General features: G+C 69.4%; 26 protein-coding genes. 17 read left to right on the top strand and 9 right to left on the bottom strand.

The features are described from left to right. Positions 1 to 2 precede the first annotated feature (2 nt). A complete protein-coding gene (locus ACO2Q0_RS05150; protein WP_423350404.1) occupies positions 3 to 1235 on the top strand; it encodes a cation:proton antiporter in 1233 nt (410 codons plus the stop codon). A gap of 1 nt (position 1236) precedes the next feature. Here the strand turns inward: ACO2Q0_RS05150 and ACO2Q0_RS05145 are convergent, their stop codons facing one another. Together ACO2Q0_RS05145 and ACO2Q0_RS05140 are read right to left on the bottom strand one after the other, a co-directional pair. After that, on the bottom strand, positions 1237 to 1497 hold the full coding sequence (locus ACO2Q0_RS05145) for a hypothetical protein (RefSeq protein ID WP_423350403.1): 261 nt from the start codon (positions 1495 to 1497) through the stop codon (positions 1237 to 1239). Then, complete coding sequence (locus ACO2Q0_RS05140) at positions 1494 to 1703, bottom strand: DUF2188 domain-containing protein (protein ID WP_423350402.1); 210 nt, start codon at positions 1701 to 1703, stop codon at positions 1494 to 1496. The genes ACO2Q0_RS05145 and ACO2Q0_RS05140 overlap by 4 nt, the downstream gene beginning before the upstream one ends. Positions 1704 to 1930: 227 nt before the next feature. Here ACO2Q0_RS05140 and ACO2Q0_RS05135 point away from each other — a divergent pair, with 227 nt between their 5' ends. From ACO2Q0_RS05135 to ACO2Q0_RS05095, 9 genes are all read left to right on the top strand, one after another. Next, entirely contained in the window at positions 1931 to 2137 is a 207-nt protein-coding gene (locus tag ACO2Q0_RS05135) for a cold-shock protein (protein ID WP_423350401.1), read from the top strand. A 68-nt stretch (positions 2138 to 2205) separates the two neighbouring features. Next, positions 2206 to 2388: a hypothetical protein gene (locus tag ACO2Q0_RS05130; RefSeq protein ID WP_423350400.1), complete on the top strand. Its 183-nt coding sequence runs from the start codon at positions 2206 to 2208 to the stop codon at positions 2386 to 2388. Beyond that, a complete protein-coding gene (locus ACO2Q0_RS05125; protein ID WP_423350399.1) occupies positions 2385 to 2597 on the top strand; it encodes a hypothetical protein in 213 nt (70 codons plus the stop codon). The genes ACO2Q0_RS05130 and ACO2Q0_RS05125 overlap by 4 nt, the downstream gene beginning before the upstream one ends. A 114-nt stretch (positions 2598 to 2711) precedes the next feature. After that, complete coding sequence (locus ACO2Q0_RS05120) at positions 2712 to 3008, top strand: DUF899 family protein (protein ID WP_423350398.1); 297 nt, start codon at positions 2712 to 2714, stop codon at positions 3006 to 3008. Positions 3009 to 3092: 84 nt separating this feature from the next. Further along, positions 3093 to 3446: an ArsR/SmtB family transcription factor gene (locus ACO2Q0_RS05115; RefSeq protein WP_423350397.1), complete on the top strand. Its 354-nt coding sequence runs from the start codon at positions 3093 to 3095 to the stop codon at positions 3444 to 3446. Then, complete coding sequence (locus tag ACO2Q0_RS05110; protein ID WP_423350396.1) at positions 3430 to 3939, top strand: SRPBCC family protein; 510 nt, start codon at positions 3430 to 3432, stop codon at positions 3937 to 3939. The genes ACO2Q0_RS05115 and ACO2Q0_RS05110 overlap by 17 nt, the downstream gene beginning before the upstream one ends. After that, the gene (locus tag ACO2Q0_RS05105) at positions 3936 to 4595 is read left to right on the top strand and encodes a glutathione S-transferase family protein (protein WP_423350395.1); all 660 of its coding nucleotides are present in this window, start codon (positions 3936 to 3938) and stop codon (positions 4593 to 4595) included. Before ACO2Q0_RS05110 ends, ACO2Q0_RS05105 begins: the two co-directional genes overlap by 4 nt. Before the next feature lie 61 nt (positions 4596 to 4656). Then, a complete protein-coding gene (locus tag ACO2Q0_RS05100; RefSeq protein WP_423350394.1) occupies positions 4657 to 6330 on the top strand; it encodes an MFS transporter in 1674 nt (557 codons plus the stop codon). Next, the gene (locus ACO2Q0_RS05095; RefSeq protein ID WP_423350393.1) at positions 6323 to 7378 is read left to right on the top strand and encodes an HlyD family secretion protein; all 1056 of its coding nucleotides are present in this window, start codon (positions 6323 to 6325) and stop codon (positions 7376 to 7378) included. Before ACO2Q0_RS05100 ends, ACO2Q0_RS05095 begins: the two co-directional genes overlap by 8 nt. 55 nt (positions 7379 to 7433) lie before the next feature. Here the strand turns inward: ACO2Q0_RS05095 and ACO2Q0_RS05090 are convergent, their stop codons facing one another. Continuing rightward, positions 7434 to 7964 carry an RcnB family protein gene (locus ACO2Q0_RS05090; protein ID WP_423350392.1) on the bottom strand — a complete coding sequence of 177 codons (531 nt, stop codon included), beginning with the start codon at positions 7962 to 7964 and terminating at the stop codon, positions 7434 to 7436. 142 nt (positions 7965 to 8106) lie between these two features. Between ACO2Q0_RS05090 and ACO2Q0_RS05085 the strand changes: the two genes are divergently transcribed. Continuing rightward, a complete protein-coding gene (locus ACO2Q0_RS05085) occupies positions 8107 to 8862 on the top strand; it encodes a class I SAM-dependent methyltransferase (RefSeq protein WP_423350391.1) in 756 nt (251 codons plus the stop codon). A 154-nt stretch (positions 8863 to 9016) separates the two neighbouring features. On the opposite strand, the gene ACO2Q0_RS05080 is transcribed toward ACO2Q0_RS05085, so the two are convergent. Both ACO2Q0_RS05080 and ACO2Q0_RS05075 read right to left on the bottom strand, forming a co-directional pair. Beyond that, positions 9017 to 11221 carry a DPP IV N-terminal domain-containing protein gene (locus ACO2Q0_RS05080; RefSeq protein ID WP_423350390.1) on the bottom strand — a complete coding sequence of 735 codons (2205 nt, stop codon included), beginning with the start codon at positions 11219 to 11221 and terminating at the stop codon, positions 9017 to 9019. Positions 11222 to 11438: 217 nt separating this feature from the next. Beyond that, entirely contained in the window at positions 11439 to 13193 is a 1755-nt protein-coding gene (locus ACO2Q0_RS05075; RefSeq protein WP_423350389.1) for a DUF885 domain-containing protein, read from the bottom strand. 129 nt (positions 13194 to 13322) lie between these two features. On the opposite strand from ACO2Q0_RS05075, the gene ACO2Q0_RS05070 reads away from it, so the two are divergent. The 5 genes from ACO2Q0_RS05070 to ACO2Q0_RS05050 all read left to right on the top strand — a co-directional run bounded on the left by ACO2Q0_RS05070 (position 13323) and on the right by ACO2Q0_RS05050 (position 15588). Next, positions 13323 to 13634, top strand: a complete 312-nt coding sequence (locus tag ACO2Q0_RS05070) for a GxxExxY protein (RefSeq protein ID WP_423350388.1) — start codon at positions 13323 to 13325, stop codon at positions 13632 to 13634. Positions 13635 to 13937: 303 nt separating this feature from the next. After that, positions 13938 to 14513, top strand: coding sequence for a peptidase S14 (locus tag ACO2Q0_RS05065; protein WP_423350387.1), 576 nt, complete (start codon positions 13938 to 13940; stop codon positions 14511 to 14513). 27 nt (positions 14514 to 14540) lie between these two features. Then, positions 14541 to 14789 (top strand): DUF3297 family protein, encoded by a 249-nt coding sequence (locus ACO2Q0_RS05060; protein WP_423350386.1) that lies wholly within the window; start codon positions 14541 to 14543, stop codon positions 14787 to 14789. Positions 14790 to 14892: 103 nt separating this feature from the next. After that, positions 14893 to 15102: a hypothetical protein gene (locus ACO2Q0_RS05055; protein WP_423350385.1), complete on the top strand. Its 210-nt coding sequence runs from the start codon at positions 14893 to 14895 to the stop codon at positions 15100 to 15102. Between the two features lie 162 nt (positions 15103 to 15264). Next, the gene (locus tag ACO2Q0_RS05050) at positions 15265 to 15588 is read left to right on the top strand and encodes a UrcA family protein (RefSeq protein WP_423350384.1); all 324 of its coding nucleotides are present in this window, start codon (positions 15265 to 15267) and stop codon (positions 15586 to 15588) included. Positions 15589 to 15653: 65 nt separating this feature from the next. On the opposite strand, the gene ACO2Q0_RS05045 is transcribed toward ACO2Q0_RS05050, so the two are convergent. Further along, a complete protein-coding gene (locus ACO2Q0_RS05045; protein ID WP_423350383.1) occupies positions 15654 to 16352 on the bottom strand; it encodes a pirin family protein in 699 nt (232 codons plus the stop codon). Positions 16353 to 16560: 208 nt separating this feature from the next. Between ACO2Q0_RS05045 and ACO2Q0_RS05040 the strand changes: the two genes are divergently transcribed. Next, on the top strand, positions 16561 to 17202 hold the full coding sequence (locus tag ACO2Q0_RS05040) for a beta/gamma crystallin-related protein (protein ID WP_423350382.1): 642 nt from the start codon (positions 16561 to 16563) through the stop codon (positions 17200 to 17202). 6 nt (positions 17203 to 17208) lie between these two features. Here the strand turns inward: ACO2Q0_RS05040 and ACO2Q0_RS05035 are convergent, their stop codons facing one another. The 3 genes from ACO2Q0_RS05035 to ACO2Q0_RS05025 form a co-directional block, all read right to left on the bottom strand. Continuing rightward, positions 17209 to 17760 (bottom strand): cytochrome b, encoded by a 552-nt coding sequence (locus ACO2Q0_RS05035; RefSeq protein WP_423350381.1) that lies wholly within the window; start codon positions 17758 to 17760, stop codon positions 17209 to 17211. 49 nt (positions 17761 to 17809) lie between these two features. After that, complete coding sequence (locus tag ACO2Q0_RS05030) at positions 17810 to 18715, bottom strand: alpha/beta fold hydrolase (RefSeq protein ID WP_423350380.1); 906 nt, start codon at positions 18713 to 18715, stop codon at positions 17810 to 17812. 245 nt (positions 18716 to 18960) lie between these two features. After that, on the bottom strand, positions 18961 to 19143 hold the full coding sequence (locus ACO2Q0_RS05025; RefSeq protein WP_423350379.1) for a hypothetical protein: 183 nt from the start codon (positions 19141 to 19143) through the stop codon (positions 18961 to 18963). Positions 19144 to 19485 lie beyond the last annotated feature (342 nt).

Raw genomic sequence — 19485 nt, 5'->3', positions numbered from 1 at the left:
AGATGCCGCACGACGACAGTCTGATCCTGATGCTGGTGGGCGGCTTCGTGCTGGCCTTCGTCCTGGGCATGCTGGCCCTGCGGTTCAAGCTGTCGCCCCTGGTGGGCTACCTCCTGGCGGGGGTGGTCGCGGGGCCGTTCACGCCGGGCTGGGTGGCGGACGCAGGGCTCGCCCAGCAGCTGGCGGAGATCGGCGTCATCCTGCTGATGTTCGGCGTGGGTCTGCATTTCTCGCCGCGGGACCTGCTGCAGGTGCGCAAGGTGGCGGCGCCCGGCGCGCTGTTCCAGATCGCGGCGGCGACCGGCCTCGGCTGGGGCGTCGGCCGGTTGATGGGGCTGGGCGACGCGGAGGCCGCGCTCATGGGCTTCTCGCTATCGGTGGCCTCGACCGTCGTCCTGCTGCGCGCCCTGGAGGAGCGCAAACAGGTCAAGACCGAGACGGGGCGCATCGCGGTCGGCTGGCTGATCGTCGAGGACCTGGTGATGGTCGTCGCCCTGGTGCTGATCCCGCTGCTGGCGACGGCCGGGGGCGGCGGCGAGGGGCCGAGCGACTGGACCGGCGTCGCCCTGAAGGTCGGCGGGACGCTGCTGTCGATCGCCGTCTTCGTCGCCTTCATGCTGATCGTGGGCGGCCGGGTGCTGCCCTGGGTGCTGGTGCGGATCGCCCACACCCGCTCGCGGGAGCTGTTCACCCTGGGCGTGCTCGCGATCTCCCTGGGCATCGCCTACGTGGCCTACGCCGTCTTCGGCGCCTCGTTCGCGCTGGGCGCCTTCATCGCGGGCCTGGTGCTGAACGGCACGCCGCTGGGGCACAACGCCGCCGAGCGGGCGCTGCCGCTCCGGGACGCCTTCGCCGTGCTGTTCTTCGTGTCGGTGGGGATGCTGTTCGACCCGCGGGTGCTGGTGGAGCAGCCGGTGGCCGTGGCCGCCGTGGTCGCCATCATCGTGGTGGGCAAGGCGCTGGCCGCCCTGGTGATCACCACGGCCTTCCGGCTGGAGCGGACGCCCAGCCTGCTGATCGCCGCGAGCCTCGCGCAGATCGGCGAGTTCTCGTTCATCCTGGCCGGCGTGGGGCTGAAGCTGGAGGTGCTGAGCCGCGGGACCCATGACCTGATCCTGGCCGGGGCCCTGATCTCGATCGTGCTGAACCCGTTCGTCTTCAAGCTGGCCGACAGGCTCAGCGGCAAGCTGCCGAGGCCCCCGGAGGCCGATGCGCCGCCGCAGCCTTACGGCTAGGCTAGACGGGGTCCAGGCTGCTGGCTTGGACGCCGCCTTCTTCGATCCGGACGCCGAGGAAGCGCATCACCCCCGCGGCGAAGCTGATGTCGGTCACCGCCAGCGAGCTGTCGCGCTTGAGGTGGCTGACGTCGGAATGGGTGAGCTTCAGGACCATGTCCTCGCGGGCGGCGCCCTCAGCCTCGGCGGCCTCGATCTGGCTGCGCAGGCGGCTGGCGACGGACCCGCGGGCTGCGGCGGTGCGGGCGGGAAGGCGGGTCATGTGGCGCTCCAGAAGCCGTGTTCCCCATACACCCGGACCTGGCAGGCGCGGCCGCCGTCCTGGATCTCCCGCGCGCGGCGATTGGCGGCGGCGCGGGCGATGTCCTTGTCGCGGGAGTGGCCAAAGGTGTCGCCTTCGAGTTCGACGGCCCAGCCGCCGTCCCGAGGTGTGACGGTCAGAACCGCCCGATCTGGTGTCATGCGCATAAGTTTTCCTATAGCACGACTGTGGTGCGGCCGCAGAATTTAGAAAATAAAACTTGCTGATGGCCCGTGAGGCGCCCATCTTGGATAAATCAAATATCGTTCTGGCTCGCGCGCCATTCCCGTCGAGGATGAAATCTCGACCCGGATTCGTCTTCCGACCCTTTCCGAAAATTTGATCTCATGACCCATTTTCGGGCGTGAGAACTTATGTCCGAAAGGGACGACAAATGAGCACCGGTACTGTGAAGTGGTTCAACGGCCAAAAGGGCTTCGGTTTCATCCAGCCCGACGACGGCGGCAATGACGTGTTCGTGCACATCTCCGCCGTGGAGCGGGCCGGCATGGCCAGCCTGCACGAAGGCCAGAAGCTGAGCTTCGAGCTGGAGCGCGACCAGCGCAGCGGCAAGATGTCGGCCGCGCAGCTCCAGAGCTGACCGCAAACGGGCGGGCCTTACGAGGTCCGCCCGACCGCGCGTCCCGACCCTTCTACCAGGAGCCGGCGATGACCCGCCAATACGACACCCGCCGCGACGCACGCGGCTGGACCGTCTTCGACCGGTGGACGGGCGAGACCGTGATGCTGGGCCTCTGCGCCCAGGCCGGGCTGAGCTGGCTTGACGCCGACGACCTGGCCGAGCGCCTCAACCGGCGTCGCCTGGCCGGCGACCGGAGCATCCTGCAATGAGCCCCGATCAAGCCCACCGATGCGAGGTCCGCCAGGGTCGCAGCGGCGCCGTGTTCCTGGCCTTCTTCCCGTCCACGCGGGAGACGTCCTCGTACAGCAATTCGCTGTTCACCCTGGATCTGAAGCCCGGTGTGGGCCAGGACGACGCCGACGTCCTCGCGGCGCACATCAACCGCCTGCTGCTGGGCGTCTCCAGCACCATCTTCTAGGCAAGGGCAGCGCTTCGCCGGGACCGGCGATCGAAGGTTGACAAGCTTCCAGCCTGTCTATTTAACAAAGTCGCTAATTAACCACTTGGGCAAATAGCGTGGAAGGAGATTCCCATGCGGACGCCGCCGATCGTATCGCCGGACGCCTGGGACGCTGCGCGCCGGGCGCTGCTGGCGACGGAGAACGCCCACACCGGCGCGCGAGACGCCCTGGCCGCCGAGCGGCGGCGGATGCCGTGGATGGCGGTGGAGAAGGACTACAGGTCCGAGACCGCGCGGGGACCGGCAAGGCTGCGCCGAAGGCCTGAGCCTGGCGGCCGCGCCCACCTTCGCGGCCATGGCGGCGGCGACGGCCGTGGCCGGGCGGCCCCGCCCAGACGCTGTGCCTGCCCGGCGAGAGCTCGCCGCTGAGCGGCATGACGACGATGTACCTGCTGATGGCGGCGTTCCACGTCGCGCCGTGGCTGAGCATGAGGACCTTGCGAGGGAAGAACGATGCAGGCTGAGGCCGACCCCCTGAGCGCCACGCTGTCGGCGCTAGCGGATCCGACGCGACGGGCGATCCTGGCGCGGCTAGCCCAGGGCGAGGCGACGGTGAACGAACTGGCCGAGCCGTTCGAGATCAGCCTGCCGGCGATCTCGCGGCACCTGAAGGTGCTGGAGCAGGCGGGCCTGATAAGCCGTGGCCGGGAAGCCCAGTGGCGGCCGGCCAGGCTGGAAGCCGGGCCCCTGAAGGAGCTCGACGGCTGGCTCGCCCACTACCGCCGGTTCTGGGAGGGCAGCTTCGACAAGATGGACGCTTACCTGGCCAAGCTGACGAAGGGAGATCCGAATGGACGCAAGACCTGACGCGCGGCCGGGCGTGGACCCGGGCATGCCGCTGCGCGACGACGAACTGCTGATCGTCCGCCACTTCGACGCGCCCCTGGCGCTGGTGTTCCGCATGTGGTCGGACCCGGTGCACCGGGCGAACTGGTGGGCGCCCAAGAACTGCCGGTGCATCCACTTCAGTCACGACTTCCGCGAGGGCGGCAAGTGGCGGGCGGGCTTCGTGTCCGAGCAGTACGGCGAGAACTGGCACGAGGGCGTCTATCGGGAGATCGACGACGAGCGCCGGATCGTCTTCACCTTCACCTGGGACGAGGGCCCGGCCGCTGGCGTCGAGACGACGGTGACGGTCACCTTCGCCGAAGCCCACGGCGGCACGATCCAGACCTTCCACCAGACCCCGTTCACCGATGTGGAGCGGCGCGACAGCCACATCGCCGGCTGGAGCGGACTGCTCGACAAGCAACAGGCCTACGTCGAGGCCAAGCCCATCCAAGAGGGAGACGACCGATGATCACGCTCTATGCCTTCAAGTGGGTCCCCGACTTCGCCCAGGGCCTGGTCCGCGACCTGCGCGTGCGCTGGGCGCTGGAGGAGGCCGGCATCCCCTATGCGACGAAGCTGCTCGGCCTGGGCGACCAGGACAAGCCGGAGTACCGGGCGATCCAGCCCTGGGGCCAGGTGCCGGCCATCGAGGAGGACGGGCTGACGCTGTTCGAAAGCGGCGCCATCGTGCTGCACATCGCCGAACGGTCCGAGGCGCTGATGCCGCGCGACCCGGCGGGTCGGGCCAAGACCGTCCAGTGGGTGATCGCCGCCCTGGACAGCCTGGACAGCTACATCGGGCCGCTGTCGGATATCGACCTCTTCCACGCCGGCGAAGCCTGGACGGTCGAGCGGCGACCGCAGGTGATCGCCACGATCGAGCGGCGGCTGGACGCCCTGGCCAAGCGGCTGGGCGGGCGCGAGCACCTGGAGGACCGCTTCACGGCCGGCGACCTGATGGTGGCCACGGTGCTGCGGAACCTTCGCGACACCGACATCGTCACCGGCCACCCGGTGCTCGGGCCGTACCTCTCCCGCTGCGAGGCGCGGCCGGCCTTCCAGCGGGCGCTGGAGGCGCAGCTCGCGCCCTTCCGCGAGAACGCTCCGGCGATCGAGACCGCCTGATCGGCAACGGCGTCGCAGCCGGGCCGTTGTCGCTTCGCCAGAGGTGACCGTCCCGAGCGCGATGCCCCGCCGCGATCCCATCCCGTGGCACGAGTACCAGGAACGTCTGCAGCCGCATGAGCGGCCGACGTTCCCGGGCTCGCCCGCCACGCCCGACCATCCCACGCGGCTGCGGATCGCCTATGCCTGCGTGGCGGTGCTGGTCTCGGTGACCTCGTCGCTGGGCAGCGCCTTCGTCACGGCCAACCTGCAGAACCTCCAGGGCGCGCTCGGCCTGGCGCCAGTCGAGGCGGCGTGGATCCCGGTCGTCTTCGTGATGACCAACGCCTGCCTGGGCCTGATCCTGGTGAAGTTCCGCCAGCAGTACGGCCTGCGGCTGTTCACCGAGATCTTCCTGATCGCCTTCGCGGCCGTCGCCTTCGCCAACGTCTTCGTGCACGACTTCGGCGCGATGCTGGGGGCGCGAGCCGCGGCCGGCATGGCGGCCTCGGGCCTGTCCACGCTGAGCTTCCTCTATTTCATCCAGGCCTTCCCGCCGGCGCACCGCCTGAAGGGAATCGTGCTGGGCATCGGCATGAGCACCATCGCCGCCCCGGTCGCCCGGTTGATCGGGCCGACGCTGCTGGAGCTGGGCGGCTGGCGTGCGTTCCACATCATGGAGCTGGGGCTCTCGCTGATCTGCCTGGCGGCGGTGTTCTCGCTGCGGCTGCCGCCGTCCGAGAGGATGAAGGCCTTCGACCCGCTGGACTTCCTGACCTTCGCCCTCTTCGCACCGGGCGTGGCGCTGCTGGCCGCCGTGCTGGGCCTGGGGCGCATCGTCTGGTGGACCGAGGCGCCGTGGATCGGCTGGGCGCTGGTCGGCGCCTGCGTGCTGTTGGGCGCGGCCCTGGCCATCGAGGTCAACCGCAAGAACCCGCTCATCAGCCTGGCCTTCCTGGCGAGCGCGGACGTGGCGCGGCTGGGCCTGGCGATCCTGCTGGTGCGGGTGGTGCTGTCGGAGCAGACGGCCGGGGCAGTCGGCTTCCTGATGCAGATGGGGCTGGGCGTGGAGCAACTCCACGGCCTGTTCACGGTGATCCTGCTGGCCACCATCGCCGGCGTCCTGGTGAGTGCGTTCACCATCGCACCCGAGCGGGCCATTCGCCCGATCGCCGGCGCCCTGGCCCTGATCGCGCTGGGCGCCTTCCTGGACAGCCACGCCACCGCCCAGACGCGGCCGGTGAACCTCTATTTCAGCCAGGCCCTCACCGCGTTCGCCGCCGCGGCCTTCCTGGGACCGGCGATGGTGGCGGGCATCGGCAGCGTGCTGCGCAAGGGGCCGCAGGTGCTGGTGAGCTTCATCGTGGTCTTCTCGGTGGCCCAGAACCTGGGCGGCCTGGCGGGCTCGGCGCTGGTAGGCTCGCTGGAGACGGTGCGCGAGAAATACCACTCCAACCAGCTGGCCGAGAGCATCAGCCTGAGCGACCCGGCGACCGTCCAGCGCCTGCAGCAGCTCGCCGGCGCCTACGCCCGGACGATCCCCGACCCGGCGCGGCGGCAGGCCGAGGCGACACGGCTCCTGACCCAGCAGGTGACCCAGCAGGCGCACGTGCTGGCCTACAACGACGTGTTCCGGATCATCGCCGCCATAGCCGCGTTGGGAAGCGTGTGGGTCTTCGCATACTACTTCCGGACGCGCCGGGCGGCGCGCAAGGCGGCTGCGGTCGCCATACCGGCGGAGGCGGCCGGTGACTGAAGCCAGCCAGACCCCGACGGCGCCGAGGCGGCGCGTCCTCTGGACCCTGCTGATCGTGAGCGCGGCCCTGCTGGGCGTCGTGCTGGTGCTGTACGCCTGGAAGCTGCCGCCGTTCAGCCGCGGCGAGCAGCGCACCGACGATGCCTATGTGCGCGGGCAGGTGACGGTCATCAGCCCCCAGGTCGCCGGCTATGTGGCCAGCGTCGCGGTGCAGGACTTCCAGGCCGTGAAGCCGGCGCAGCTCCTGGCGGTGATCGACGACCGCATCTACCGCCAGCGGGTGGAGCAGGCGCGGGCCGACCTCCACGCAGCCCAGGCGGCGCTGGCCAATTCGCGGCAGAGCCGCGCGACGGCGCAGGGCACGGTGAGCGAGACCCAGGCGGGCCTCGCCGGCGCCCAGGCGGAACTCGCCCGCGCCCAGGCCGAGGCGCGGCGGGTGCGGCAGCTCCGCGCCGGAGGCTGGGTCGCCCAGGCGCAGGTGGATACCGCCGAGGCGGCGCTGCGGGCGGCCCAGGCGGCGGTGTCGCGGGCGCGGGCCCAGGAGAACGTCGCCGAGACCGGCGTCACGTCCACCGAGGTGGGGCGCGGCTCGCTGGACGCTGCGGTGGAGAAGGCGCAGGCGGCGCTGCGTCTGGCCGAGATCGACCTCGCCAACACCCGCGTTCAGGCGCCGGCGAGCGGCAGGCTGAGCGAGGTGGCGGTCCGGCAGGGGCAGTACGTGACGGCCGGCACGCAGCTCATGTCGCTGGTGCCCGACCAGGTGTGGGTGGTGGCGAACCTGAAGGAGACCCAGATGCGCGGCGTGCGCGTGGGCCAGCGCGCGCGGCTGGAGGTCGACGCCCTGGACCGCACGCTGACGGGGCGGGTGGAGCGCATCTCGCCGGCGGCGGGGTCGGAGTTCAGCGTCATCCGGCCGGACAACGCCACCGGCAACTTCACCAAGGTGGCGCAGCGGATCCCGGTGCGGATCGCGCTCGATCCGGGCCAGCCGGAAATCGATCGTCTGCGGCCCGGCATGTCGGTGGTGGCGAAGATCGAGACGCGCTGAGGCGCAACGAAAAGCCCCCGCCTTGCGGCGGGGGCTCGTCGGTCGGGCCTGGCTCTTACCAGCCGTTGGCGATGACCTGGGCGATCAGGCCGGTGGCCAGCGACATCAGCACGAAGTTGCCGTCGGCGTAGACCCAGCGATGACCGGGCGGCGGGGCGCGCAGGCCGTAGTAGCCGTAGTCCTGCACATAGTAGCTGCGGTAGGCGCGCGGAACGTAGCCGCCCGTCCGCCAGGCATAACCCCGCGTGTAGGGGTGATAGCCGTAGCCGGGCGCGTACCAGTAGCCGGCGCGGGCGCCGCGATAGCCGCGCCATTCGGCCCGGTTGCGCCAGGTGTCGGCGCGGCGGCGGTCGTAGCGGTCCTGACGGGCGTCGCGGCGGGCCTCGCGCACGTCCTGACGCTCGCGCCGGATTTCGCGGCGCTCGCGCTCGCTCACATAGCCGTCGCGGCGGGCGTCGCGGCGTTCGTCGCGCAGCTCGCGCTGTTCCTGCCGGACTTCACGCGGCTGAGCCGCCGCCGCAGAGGCGGAGAAGATCGGGCCGGCAGCAGCCGCCGCAGCCGCGGCGACAAGGAGAAATCTTTTCATCGGGTGCTCCAGTCTGGTTCACCCCCCTCGGTGAACGCAAAGTACACCCCCCGCCTGAACGGCTACTGAACTCGCCAGGCCCCGTTCGGTTCAGCTTGTTCCTCTGCTAGGGTCGGCCAAACAACGTTCGAGGGAGGCCCCCATGGCCCGCAAGATCCTGCTTCCGCTCATTTCCGTCCTGATGGTCGGGGCCGCCAGCGCCGCCCTGGCCCAGGCCGTGCCCGCCAGCCTCACCGCGGCGCTGGCCGACAAGGCGCGGCCCGAGGCCGACGTCGGCCGCGACGCGGCCCGCAAGCCCGGCGAACTCCTGGCCTTCGCCGAGGTGAAGCCGGGGCAGAAGGTGGCCGACTTCATCATGGGCGGCGGCTACTTCACCCGCATCCTGTCGGCCGCGGTGGGTCCCAACGGCCACGTCTATGCCTACCAGCCCGACGAGTTCATCAAGTTCCAGGCGAGCTATGGCGAGAACCAGAAGAAGGTCGTGGCCGACTACAAGAACGTCACGGCCCTGACCCAGAGCCTGGGCGCGCTGGACCTGCCCGACGGGCTGGACCTGGTGTTCACGGTCCAGAACTACCACGACCTGCACCTGCAGCCGTTCCCCAAGGAATGGGCCGGCCAGGTGAACGCCGAGGTGTTCAAGTCGCTGAAGCCGGGCGGCCTCTATGTGATCGTCGACCACGTCGCCGCGCCGGGCTCCGGCCTCGAAGCGGCGCAGAAGGTGCATCGGATCGAGCCCTCGATCGTGCGCCAGGAAGTCGAGGCGGCCGGCTTCAAGTTCGAGGGCGAGACCCAGCTCCTGCGGGCGAGCGCCGACCCGCATACGGCGAGCGTGTTCGACCCCTCGATCCGCGGAAAGACCGACCAGTTCGTGATGAAGTTCCGCAAGCCGAAGTGATGTGAGCGCCTTCTCCCCTTGCGGGAGAAGGTGTCAGCCGCAGGCTGACGGATGAGGGGTCGCACGGCGTGTGCGGCCCCTCTTCGTTTTGGGAACGGAGAAACCCCTCATCCGACCGGCTCCGCCGGCCACCTTCTCCCGCTAGGGGAGAAGGTCAGCGGAGCTTCCGGTCGAAGAAGTCGACGGTCTGCATGGCCCGGTGCAGGCGGTTCATGGGCGTCCAGCCGCCGCGGTGGCGCAGGCCGGGATAGACCATGGTCTCAAAAGCCGTTCCCTTGGCCTGCAGGTCGAACATGACCCGTGTGGAATGGTCGAAGGTGACGTTGTCGTCGGCCATGCCGTGGACGAGGAGCAGGCTGCCCGGCTTCAGGCGGTCCAGCCTGCGGACGACTTCCGACGCCTCGTAGCCCCGGGCGTTGTCCTTGGGCGTGCCCATGAAGCGCTCGGTGTAGTGGGTGTCGTAGAGCGTCCAGTCGGTGACCGGGGCGCCCGCGACGCCGGCCGTAAACGGAGTGTCGGGCGCCGTGAGCAGCAGCAGGGTCATGTAGCCGCCGTAGGACCAGCCGGTGACGCCGATCCGGTCCTTGTCCACGTAGGGTAGGGTCTGGAGATAGCGGGCGCCGGCGATCTGGTCGTCGACCTCCAACTGGCCGAGCCTGCGGTCGATGGCGGTCTTGAAGGCGACCGAGCGGTTGGGCGTGCCGCGATTGTCGAGCTTGAAGAGGACGTAGCCGGCGTCCAGCAGGATCTGGTCCTCGGGCGACTGCCAGCCCTTGAAGACGCGGGCGCTGCCGGGGCCGCCGTAGACCTGGACGATCACCGGATACTTCTTCGCCGGGTCGAAGCCCGGCGGGGTGCGGAGCGAGTACCACAGCGGGCTGCCGTCGGCCGCCTCGATGGTCCCGTACTCGGGCGCGCGCAGCCGATCGACGTAGGGCCAGAACGGATGGCCGGCGGCGAGCCGGTTCTCTTCGATCCAGCGCACGCGGGAGCCGTCGGCGCGGTAGAGCGCCGTCTGCGGCGGGGTCCGGGGATCCTCGTATGTGCCCACGAAAGCGCCGCCGGCCTTGGCCACCTCGGCGCTCCACCAGCCGCCGGCGGGGGTGAGCGCGCGGGGCTCGGCGGGACGCCTGTAGGAGGCCTCGTAGAGGCGGCGCTCGACGGCGGCGTCCTTGTTGGCGCTGAAGATGGCGACGCCGCGGGCCTCGTCGACGCCGAGCAGCTCGGCGACGGGCCAGGCGCCCTTAGTGACTTGCCGGAGAACCTTGCCGTCGGCGCGGTGGAGGTAGAGGTGGCGGAAGCCGCTCTTCTCGGACGACCAGAGGAAGGTCCCGTCCGCCAGCGGCCGGAAGTCGTCGGTGAGGTCGACCCAGTGCGGGCTGGTTTCGGTGAGGAGCACCTTGCCGTTGCCGGTGGCGGGATCGACCGCGATCAGGTCCAGACGGCGCTGGTCGCGGGACTGGCGCTGGACGTACAGCGTGCGGCCGTCCTTCGACCAGGCGACGCGGCCAAGATAGACGTCGGCGTTCTCGCCCAGGTCGACCTTCACCCGCTGACCGCCGGCGAGATCCTGGACGTAGAGGTCGACGACCGCGTTCGCGCGGCCGACGCGGGGATAGCGTTGGGCCACGACCTTGGCGCCGGCGGCGCCCACCTCGGGACGGTCGACAACGTCGACGCCGGTCTGGTCGACGAAGGCGATGGCGATGCGGCTCTCGTCGGGGCTCCACCAGTAGCCCGTGTGGCGGTCCATCTCCTCCTGGGCGATGAACTCGGCCGTGCCCCAGCTCTTCAGCTCCGTGCCGCCTTGGGTGATGGCCTGTTCGGCGCCGCCGGCGACGGGCGTGACGTAGAGGTTGTCGTCGCGGACGTAGGAGACGAAGCGGCCCTTCGGGCTGACCTTGGCGTCGATCTCGTCGCCTGGCGTGCGGGTGAGCTGGCGGACCTGCCGGGCGGCCAGGTCATAGACGTAGAGGTCGCCTTCGACCGGCGCGAGTATCAGCCGGCCCTGGTCGTCCCAGGAATAGTCGACAACGCCTCGGGTCGCGACGCCGGCCCGTTCGCGGCGGGCCTTCTCGGCTTCGGAGAGTTCGCGGGCGTCGGGCGCGAGCGTCTTGCCGTCGATGAGCCGGCGCGGCTCGCCGCCGGCAACGTCGGCGACCCAGAGGTCGGTGACGGTCAGGTCGTCGGAGCGGACCTTGATGTAGGTGACCGCCTTGCCGTCGGGCGACAACTTCACGCCCCGCGCGCGGGGGCCGTTGAGGTCGGGGCTTTCGAAAATGCGCTTGGCGGGAAGTTGTTCGGCCATGGCGGCGCCCGCGAGCAGGGTGGCCGCGGCGGCGGCGATGAGGAGCTTCATGGCGCCTGTTGAACAGGGTGCGGCCGCGGTTGGCAATCCGGCCGCCGATTTGATGGAACCACGAACAAGCACGAACCAACACGAACGGGCTCACGCCGAACACGCATCGGTTTCATTGCGCCTGACAAACAAGCGCGCGCCGTCGGCGCGCCATCGATCCGTCAGCCGCGCATCAGGCGAACGGTTCGTGTTGGTTCGTGTTGGTTCGTGGTTGCAGTCAAGACTTCTGCGCCGCGATCCAGGCGGTGACGTGGGCGTCGAGGAGGTCCAGGGGGATCTCGCCGTTCTCCAGGGCCACGTCGTGGAAGGCGCGCAGGTCGAACTTCGGCCCGAGGTCCTTCTCCGCCTTGGCGCGGAGCTCCCGCAGCTTCAACTCGCCGAACTTGTAGGCCAGCGCCTGGGCCGTATCGACCATGTAGCGGTTGACCTCGGCCTCGATGTTGCCGCGGGAGAGCGCGGTATTGTCGAGCATGAACTGGATGGCCTGGTCCTTGGTCCAACCCTTGGAATGCAGACCGGTGTCGACCACCAGCCGGCAGGCGCGCCACATCTCGTACGAGAGCCGGCCGAAGTCCTTCTCGGGCGTGTCGTAAAGGCCCATGTCGATGCCGAGCCGCTCGGAGTAGAGGCCCCAGCCTTCGGTGAAGGCGGTGAAGTTGACGGCGTACTTGCGGAACTGCGGCAGGCCTTCGAGCTCGTCCTGGATGGAGAGCTGCTGGTGGTGGCCGGGGACCGCTTCGTGGACGGTGAGCGCCGGCATCTCGAACAGCGGCCGCTGATCCAGCTTGGAGGTGTTGACGTAATAGACGCCCGGCTGGCCGCCCTTGTAGGAGCCGGAGTTGTAGTAGGCGGTGGTGGTGCCGGGGGCGATGGCGGCGGGCACCTCCTTCACCGTATAGGGCGTGCGCGGCAGGCGGCCGAACAGCTTGGGCATCTCGCCGTCAATGCGCTTGGCGAGCACGCTGGCCACAGCCATCAGCTCTTCCGGCGTCTTCGGATAATACTTCGGGTCGGTCCGCAGGTGCTCGACGTAATCCGCGCGGTCGCCCTGGAAGCCCGAGCGTTTCACGACGGCGTCCATTTCGGCGCGGATGCGGGCGACCTCGGCCAGGCCGAGCTGGTGGATCTCTTCCGGCGTCTTGTCGGTCGTGGTCATCAGCCGGACCCGGTAGGCGTACCAGGCGCGGCCGTCGGGCATGGCCGAGGCGCCGAAGGTCTTGCGGCAGGCGGGCGCGTACTCGGTCTCGTAGAACTTCAGGAGGTCGCGGTAGGCGGGGACCACGCCGTCGGCGATGAGCGGTTTCGCGCGGGCGGCGAGGTCAGCCCATTGGGCGTCGGTGAGGTTCGCGGGCTTGGGCTTGCGGAACGGGGCGTAGAGGTCGGACTTCGCGGGATCGTCGACGATGTGGGCGGCGATGCCGCGCTCGAAGCCAACCATGGCGGCGCAGGGGTGGGTGGACTTGGCCTTCACCAGGGTGCGCGTGGTCTCGATGGCCTTGCGGTTGTAGTCGGGATAGGCGGCGATCCGGGCCAGGTAGCTCTCGTAGTCGGCCAGGGTGAAGAGCGGCATCCGCTCGGACAGGCGCGCGAAGCTCAGGTGCCAGCCGCGGCGGTTGGAGAACAGGATGGCGCGCTGGACGTACTTGCCGCCCTCGACCTGATTGGCGAGCTCGCGGCGCAGGATGTCGCGGTTGAGGCGGTCGGCTTCGGTGAGGCCCTCGGCGGGGATAGCATCCAGCCGCTTCAGGAAGGCGCCCGCCTCGGCGGCGCGGCGGTCGATGGCGACGAGCGAGGGATCGCCCAGCTCCTTGTCGTAGGTGTGGACGCCCAGCGAGCTGGCCTCGACCGGATTGGCCTTCAGGTACCAGGCCCAGTGGTCGTCCAGGAGCTGCCTGAACTGGGCCGGCGCGTCCTGCGCGAAGGCCGGCTGGGCCACGAACAATGCGGCCGCGACGGCCAGACCCCGGATCATCATCGACAACTCCCCCGAACAGCGGCGCCGAACAGACGACGGGCTGGGGAGGCGGTCAACCGAGAGGAGTGATGTTCATGTATTGTTCCAATCTGAAGCGTAGGCTACGGTTTAGCCATGAGCGACGGCATGAACGGTCTTCTCTTCGCTGAAGAGGTATTCCGGATCCAGGGCGCGGTCTTCGAGGTGAACCGCACGGTCGGCGGCGGCTTCCTGGAAGCCGTCTATCAGGAATGCCTCGGTCTGGAGTTCGGCGCCCAGAGCATCCCGTTCAAGGCCAAGCCTCCGCTTCGCCTGGCCTACAAGGGACGTTGGCTGGAGCAGACCTATGCTCCGGACTTCGTCTGCTTCGAGTCGGTCATCGTCGAGCTGAAGGCTGCGCGGGAGATCGCGCCGGAGCACCGAGCTCAGGTGCTGAACTATCTCAGGGCGACGGCCTGAGGCTGGGGCTGCTGGTGAACTTCAGCGCCAACTCGAAGGCGCAGGTGGAGCGGTTCGCGCTGTAGGCTTCGAACCACGAACGAACACGAACCAACACGAACAGGTTGGCCCTGAACCTACGTTCGCGCCCGCCCGCTGATGGATCGATCGCGCGCCAGGGGCGCGCCTTGCCTGGCGCAACTGGGCGCCCGCAGCCCGTTCGTGTTGGTTCGTGTTGGTTCGTGTTCGTTCGTGGTGGATCCAGACGACCGGCGCCATTTGGCAAGGCGGGCGCCTTGGCCGCGCTTCACGCGTTGGTGGGGCATGGACGATGCATCGATGATCCGGACGCCGGCGGAGCTGGCGACCCCGCAAGTGCGGCTCACCGGCGAGGTGGGCGACGAGATGCTGCGCACGTTCCTGGACGGCGTGGCGGCGGTGGAGGCGGGCGAGGGCCCGCTGGTGCTGGAACTGACCACCACGGGCGGCGACGCGGATGTGGGACGGCGGATCGCCACCGACGTGCGGCTGTTCCGCGAGCGGACGGGGCGGCGGACGATCTTCCTCGGCAAGGCGGTGGTCTATTCGGCCGGCGTCACGATCATGTCGAGCTTTCCCAGGGCCGATCGCTGGTTGAGCCGCGGGACGGCGCTGCTGATCCACTGCCGGCAGCTCAACAAGACCGTGACCTTCGAAGGACCGCTGAAAGGCGCGCGGATGAAGGTGGAGGCCCTGCTGGGCGAGATCGACACGGGGCTGGACCTGGAAGAGCAGGATTTCGAGGCGCTGATCGAGGGCAGCGACGTGCGCATGGCCGAACTCCTCGAGCGGGCGCAGGTGAACTGGTACGTCCATTCCGACGAGGCCCTGAGCCGTGGGCTGGTGGCCGGCTTGATCTGAACGGCGCGCCGTGCCACCTCGCGCGCCATGAGCGAGAAGACCGATACCCCGCCGGACCGCCTGTCCGTCGACCCGACGAGCCCCTACTACGACGCCGACGTCCTGGCGCGGAACGTGGGCGTGCGCTTCAAGGGCGAGGACAAGAACAACGTCGACGAGTACTGCGTCAGCGAAGGCTGGGTGCGGGTGACCGCCGGCGCCGCGCGCGACCGTCGGGGCAATCCGCTGACGATCAAGCTGAACGGCCCCGTGGAGCCCTATTTCCGCGAGGGCTAGACCCTCGGCTGCGCCGCCGTGTCGCACACGTGCGACGCGAAATCCCCGCGCGTTCGCACCGCCGATCCGGGATAACGGCGGTAGGGCGAGGGGAGCCTTTTCGATGTTCGATCTCAGCGTGGTGGCCCAGGGCGGCTTCTGGGTCCTGCAGGACGACGACGGCGGCGAACTGGGCCGCTTCGACAGCCGGGCCGAGGCTCTGGCCGCGGCGCGCGACTACACCCGCGTGGACGAGGAGAGCCGCGTGGTGCTGGTCTGCGACCACGAGGGCGAGTGGGACGAGGCGGTGGTGGAGCCCCCGCCGCTCCACTAGCGAAGCCGGCGATCATTACCGGATGTTCAAGTATTAAGTCCCTGTAACTTTCTTAAATCGGCGTCATTACCTCGTATTCACGGGAATTCTGCGAGGCCCGGAAGTATTCGTATCCCTGTCGACGGACGCAACGCCCGCCGCGCACCGCAAGAGGGATCGAACATGCAAAAGACCAGCCTCACCAGCCGCCTCGCCGGCCTCGCCACCCTGGCTCTCGCCGCCCTGCCGATGGCCGCCCTGTCCACCGCCGCCCAGGCCGCCCCGGCCACGGTCGCGGTCAAGGACCTGAACCTGCTGACCGCCCAGGGCAACGCCGCCCTGAAGGACCGCATCGATGCGGCCGCCTTCCGCTACTGCGCCGAGCGCAAGGCCATCACCGACCGCAGCGCCTGCCGCTCGGGCGTGCGCGCCGAACTGAACCACAAGGCCGACCGGGTGCGCAGCGCCCAGCAGGCGGCCCTGACGCACAGCTACGCCGCCCGCTAAGCTCTCCCTTACAACGCGGATGTGCGGAACCGGGCCGCGGCGGCGACGCCGCGGCCCGGCCACTTCTAGGCCGCGTCGACGAGGACCACTTCGGAGTCCTCCAGGGCCGTGACCGTCAGGACGGCCTCGTCGCGGATGGCGGCGCCGTCGCGTGCGTCGAGCCGGACGCCGTTGACCTCCACCGCACCCACGGCCGGCACCAGGTAGACGTGGCGGCCCTCGCCCAGCGGATACTCGGTCGTCTCGCCCGCATTCAGCGTCGCGCCGGCCACCCGCGCATCGGTGCGGATCGGCAGGGCGTCGTCGTCGCCGGAGAGGCCGCTCGCCAGGGTGACGAACTTGCCGGCGCGGTCGCCCTTCGGGAAGGGCTTGGCGCCCCAGGCGGGCTGGCCGCCCTCGGTCTTCGGCATGATCCAGATCTGGAAGATCTTCGTCACCTCGTCCTCGAGGTTGTACTCGGCGTGGCGGATGCCGGAGCCCGCGCTCATCACCTGCACGTCCCCCGCTTCGGTGCGGCCCTTGTTGCCCAGGCTGTCCTGGTGGGTGATCGCGCCCTGGCGGACGTAGGTGATGATCTCCATGTCCGCGTGCGGGTGCGGCGGGAAGCCGGACTGCGGGGCGATCTCGTCGTCGTTCCACACCCGGATCGGGCCCCAGCCCATCTTCTTCGGGTCGTAGTAGTTGGCGAACGAGAAGTGGTGACGCGCCTTGAGCCAGCCGTGGTCGGCGCCGCCGAGATCGGCGAAGGGCCTGCGTTCGATCATCGTGGTCTCTCCCGTGGGCGGCGCGGAAGGTTGAGGGCGCGCCGCCGCTTTCGGAGGTCAAGATAATCTCGCCGGACCGGAGACAAAGCCGATCCGAAGTAGAAGATTGCTTCCAATTCGGAAATGAACGGTGGATGAAGCGACGCCTTCAGCCGCCGTTCAGCACGGTCAAGCTTTCCTGGGACCCGACAGGCAGATGGAGGCTGACATGACGAAGACGATGGTCCTGATGGCGGGCGCGATCGCCGCCCTGGCGTGCGCAGTCGAGGCTGCGGCGCAGTCGGGTGCGCGCGGCGGCGGCGCGGCGACGCTCTACGAGCTGCCGGACTTCCAGGGGCGCTCGGTGACGATCACCGGCTCGACGCCGGACCTCGGCGACTGGCGGTTCAACGACCGGGCGCAGAGCGCGCGGTTCTCCGGAACCTGGCGCGTGTGCGAGCACGACGACTTCGGCGGCCGCTGCCAGGAGATCCGCGGGGAGGTCCGCGACCTCACGCAGTACGGCCTGATGGCGCAGATCTCGTCGCTGGAACCCGCGGGCTGGCAACGTCCGCCGCGCCCGGGCCCCGGTCCTGGTCCGCGGCCTGGGCCCGACGACGGCTGGGGTCCGCGCGGCGGCGACAGCCGGGGCGTGGACGGGGTGCGGACGGTGTTCTTCGCCCGGCCGACGGTGCGCGGCCTCGACGTGGCGGCCGGCAAGACCGGGGCCGACACCTTCTGCCGGCGCCAGGGCCTGGGGCCGTCGGTCTGGTACGACTCCAGCGAGCGCGCCGGCCGCGCTATCGCCCCCGACGGTCAGGTCATCGGCCGCTCGACGGTGCTGCGCGACCTGCTCTGCGCGAAATACTGACCAGGATCAGGACCGGACGGGGACCAGCATCCGCCGCAGGACCCCGTCGCGGTCGATCACGAGGTGCTTGAGCGCGCCAAGCACGTGCAGCCCGAGTAGCGGCCACAGCAGGTTGGCGGTAAGCTTGTGAACGGTCTCCGCGGCCTCGTGCAGCCACTCGACCTTCACCGGAAACGGGCTGGGGATCGCGAACCAGTCGAACACCGGCAGCGGGCGGGCGTTGGCCCAGATGACGAGGGGGCCCGAAATGATCTGCACCGCGATGAAGAGCAGGAAGGCCGTCTGCACGACGCTGGCCAGCAGGCGCAGAGGTCGGTTCCTTTCGAGCGGCGCGGGCTTCGGCTGCGAGGCGCTCCAGAGCAGGCGTGCGGCCAGGAAGGCGAGGAGCAGGACCCCGACGGAGACGTGGTTGGTGAACGCCGCCAGCTTGGCGACGCGTCCCTCCGCCTCCTCGAGGCGTTCGCCCAGCAGGTAGAGGGCGATGACGCCCACCGCGGAAATCCAGTGGAGGGCGATTGCGGCGGCGCCGTAGCCCGCCCGGGTGTTGGCGATCGACATGGCTGCAAGCTAGGCCGCGGCCGCGGCTGGATCGTTGATCCAGATCAGTTCAGCGGTGGGCGACCAGCCAGTCGCGCACCGTGCGGTTCACCTGGTCCCGGGCGTCGTGCTGCACGAAGTGGGCGGCGTTCGGGAACATGACGACCGTGGTGTCGGCGTCGACATAGTCCCAGGTCCCGGAGTGGCCGGCGGCGTTCAGGGCGGTGTCCTTCATGCCGTGGATGACCAGCGTCGGGACCTTCACCCGATTGCTCATCGCCATGGTCGGCGGGGGGGCGGTCGCCTGACCCGTCCCGCGCGGATAGTTGGCGCGATAGTAGTTCAGCATGGCGGTGAAGTCGGAGCGCTTGAACGCCTCGACATAGGCGGGCTTTTCGGCGGGATCCTTGACCCAGTTGGCCAGCCCCTCGGCGGTGAGGTTCTTCTCGAAGCCCGGCTGCTGGAAGTTGCGGGCGTACTGGCTGTTCTCCTGCTGGGCCTTGTTGCCGGCCATCTCGCGGGCGAAGCCGGCCGGGTGGGGCACGCTCATGATGACGAGCCGATTCACGACGTCCGGGCGGTTCATGGCGACCTGCCAGGCGATCGCCGCACCCCAGTCGTGGCCGACCACGACGGCGTCCTTCTGGCCCTCGGCGGCCACGACGGCGGCGACGTCGCCGATCAGGTTTGGCATGGCGTAGGCCGCCTCGCCCTCGGGCTTGTCCGAGAGGTTGTAGCCACGCAGGTCGAGGGCCGCGGTGCGGTAGCCGGCCTTGTTGAGCTCGGCCATCAGCGGCTTCCAGGTGCCCCAGTAGTCGGGGAAGCCGTGGAGCAGGACGACGAGGGGACCCTTGCCTTCGACGGCGTAGTGGATCTTCACCCCGGCGTTGGTCGCGTACTTGTCCTGTGGGGCGGCCTGGGCGGCGGCTCCGGCGAGCGACAGCGCGGCCGCAGCGGCCAGCATGATGCGGATCATCGGAGCCCTCCCGTATTATTTACGGCGTAGATTAGCACGCCGCGCGAGGAGGGCGATCCCCGTTCTGCGATTGCTCAGAAACTGTGTCCCGCCCGCGCGGCGACCGCGATGGCGCTCGCCAGCACGGCGAGCGCGATGAGCACGTGACGCATCGCCTCCCCCTATCCCTGCGGGGGAGTAGGCCCAAGGCCAAGCTTGTTGGCAAGCGGAATGGACGGCGGCGGGGCGGCCCCGCCGCCGTCGGACTACTTGTCGTCGACCTTGCCGGCCGCCGTGCCGACCGCAGCGCCGGCCGCGGCCCCGACCGGTCCGCCCACCACGGCGCCGGCGACGGCGCCCGTGGCGGCCTTCTGTTCGGTGGTGTGCCCACAGGCCGAAAGCGTGAGGGCCATGCCCGCGGCGGCCGCGAGCAGGAGCGTCTTGGTCATGGTGGAGCCTCCAGAGGTTGCGCTGCGGGAAACACCCCCCGGCAAGATCAGTTCCGCTCAAGCTTCCTCTCGGCGTCCAGGTAAATCCGCCGGTCGAATAGTAGGTAATGCAAGGATCGGAAGTCCTTGTTCCTGAAACGACTGATTCCCGAGGATGAAGGTAAGTGGATCGAATGTTGCTCGGCAGAATTCAGAATGTATCATATCGGAACAGCGAGGGGCGCCGTCACCAGTCCTATGCTGCGGTGCAAAAATGACTTGCCAAGCGCCCTGAGTTCATTCATACATCCTTCACCATTTGCCGTCGCCTGCCCCACATACGGATCCGGGGCCAGGCCTGCC

Origin of the sequence: Phenylobacterium sp. VNQ135 (genome assembly GCF_049445735.1) — a bacterium.
Lineage (GTDB): Bacteria > Pseudomonadota > Alphaproteobacteria > Caulobacterales > Caulobacteraceae > Phenylobacterium.
This window is presented reverse-complemented; position numbering and strand designations above follow the sequence as displayed.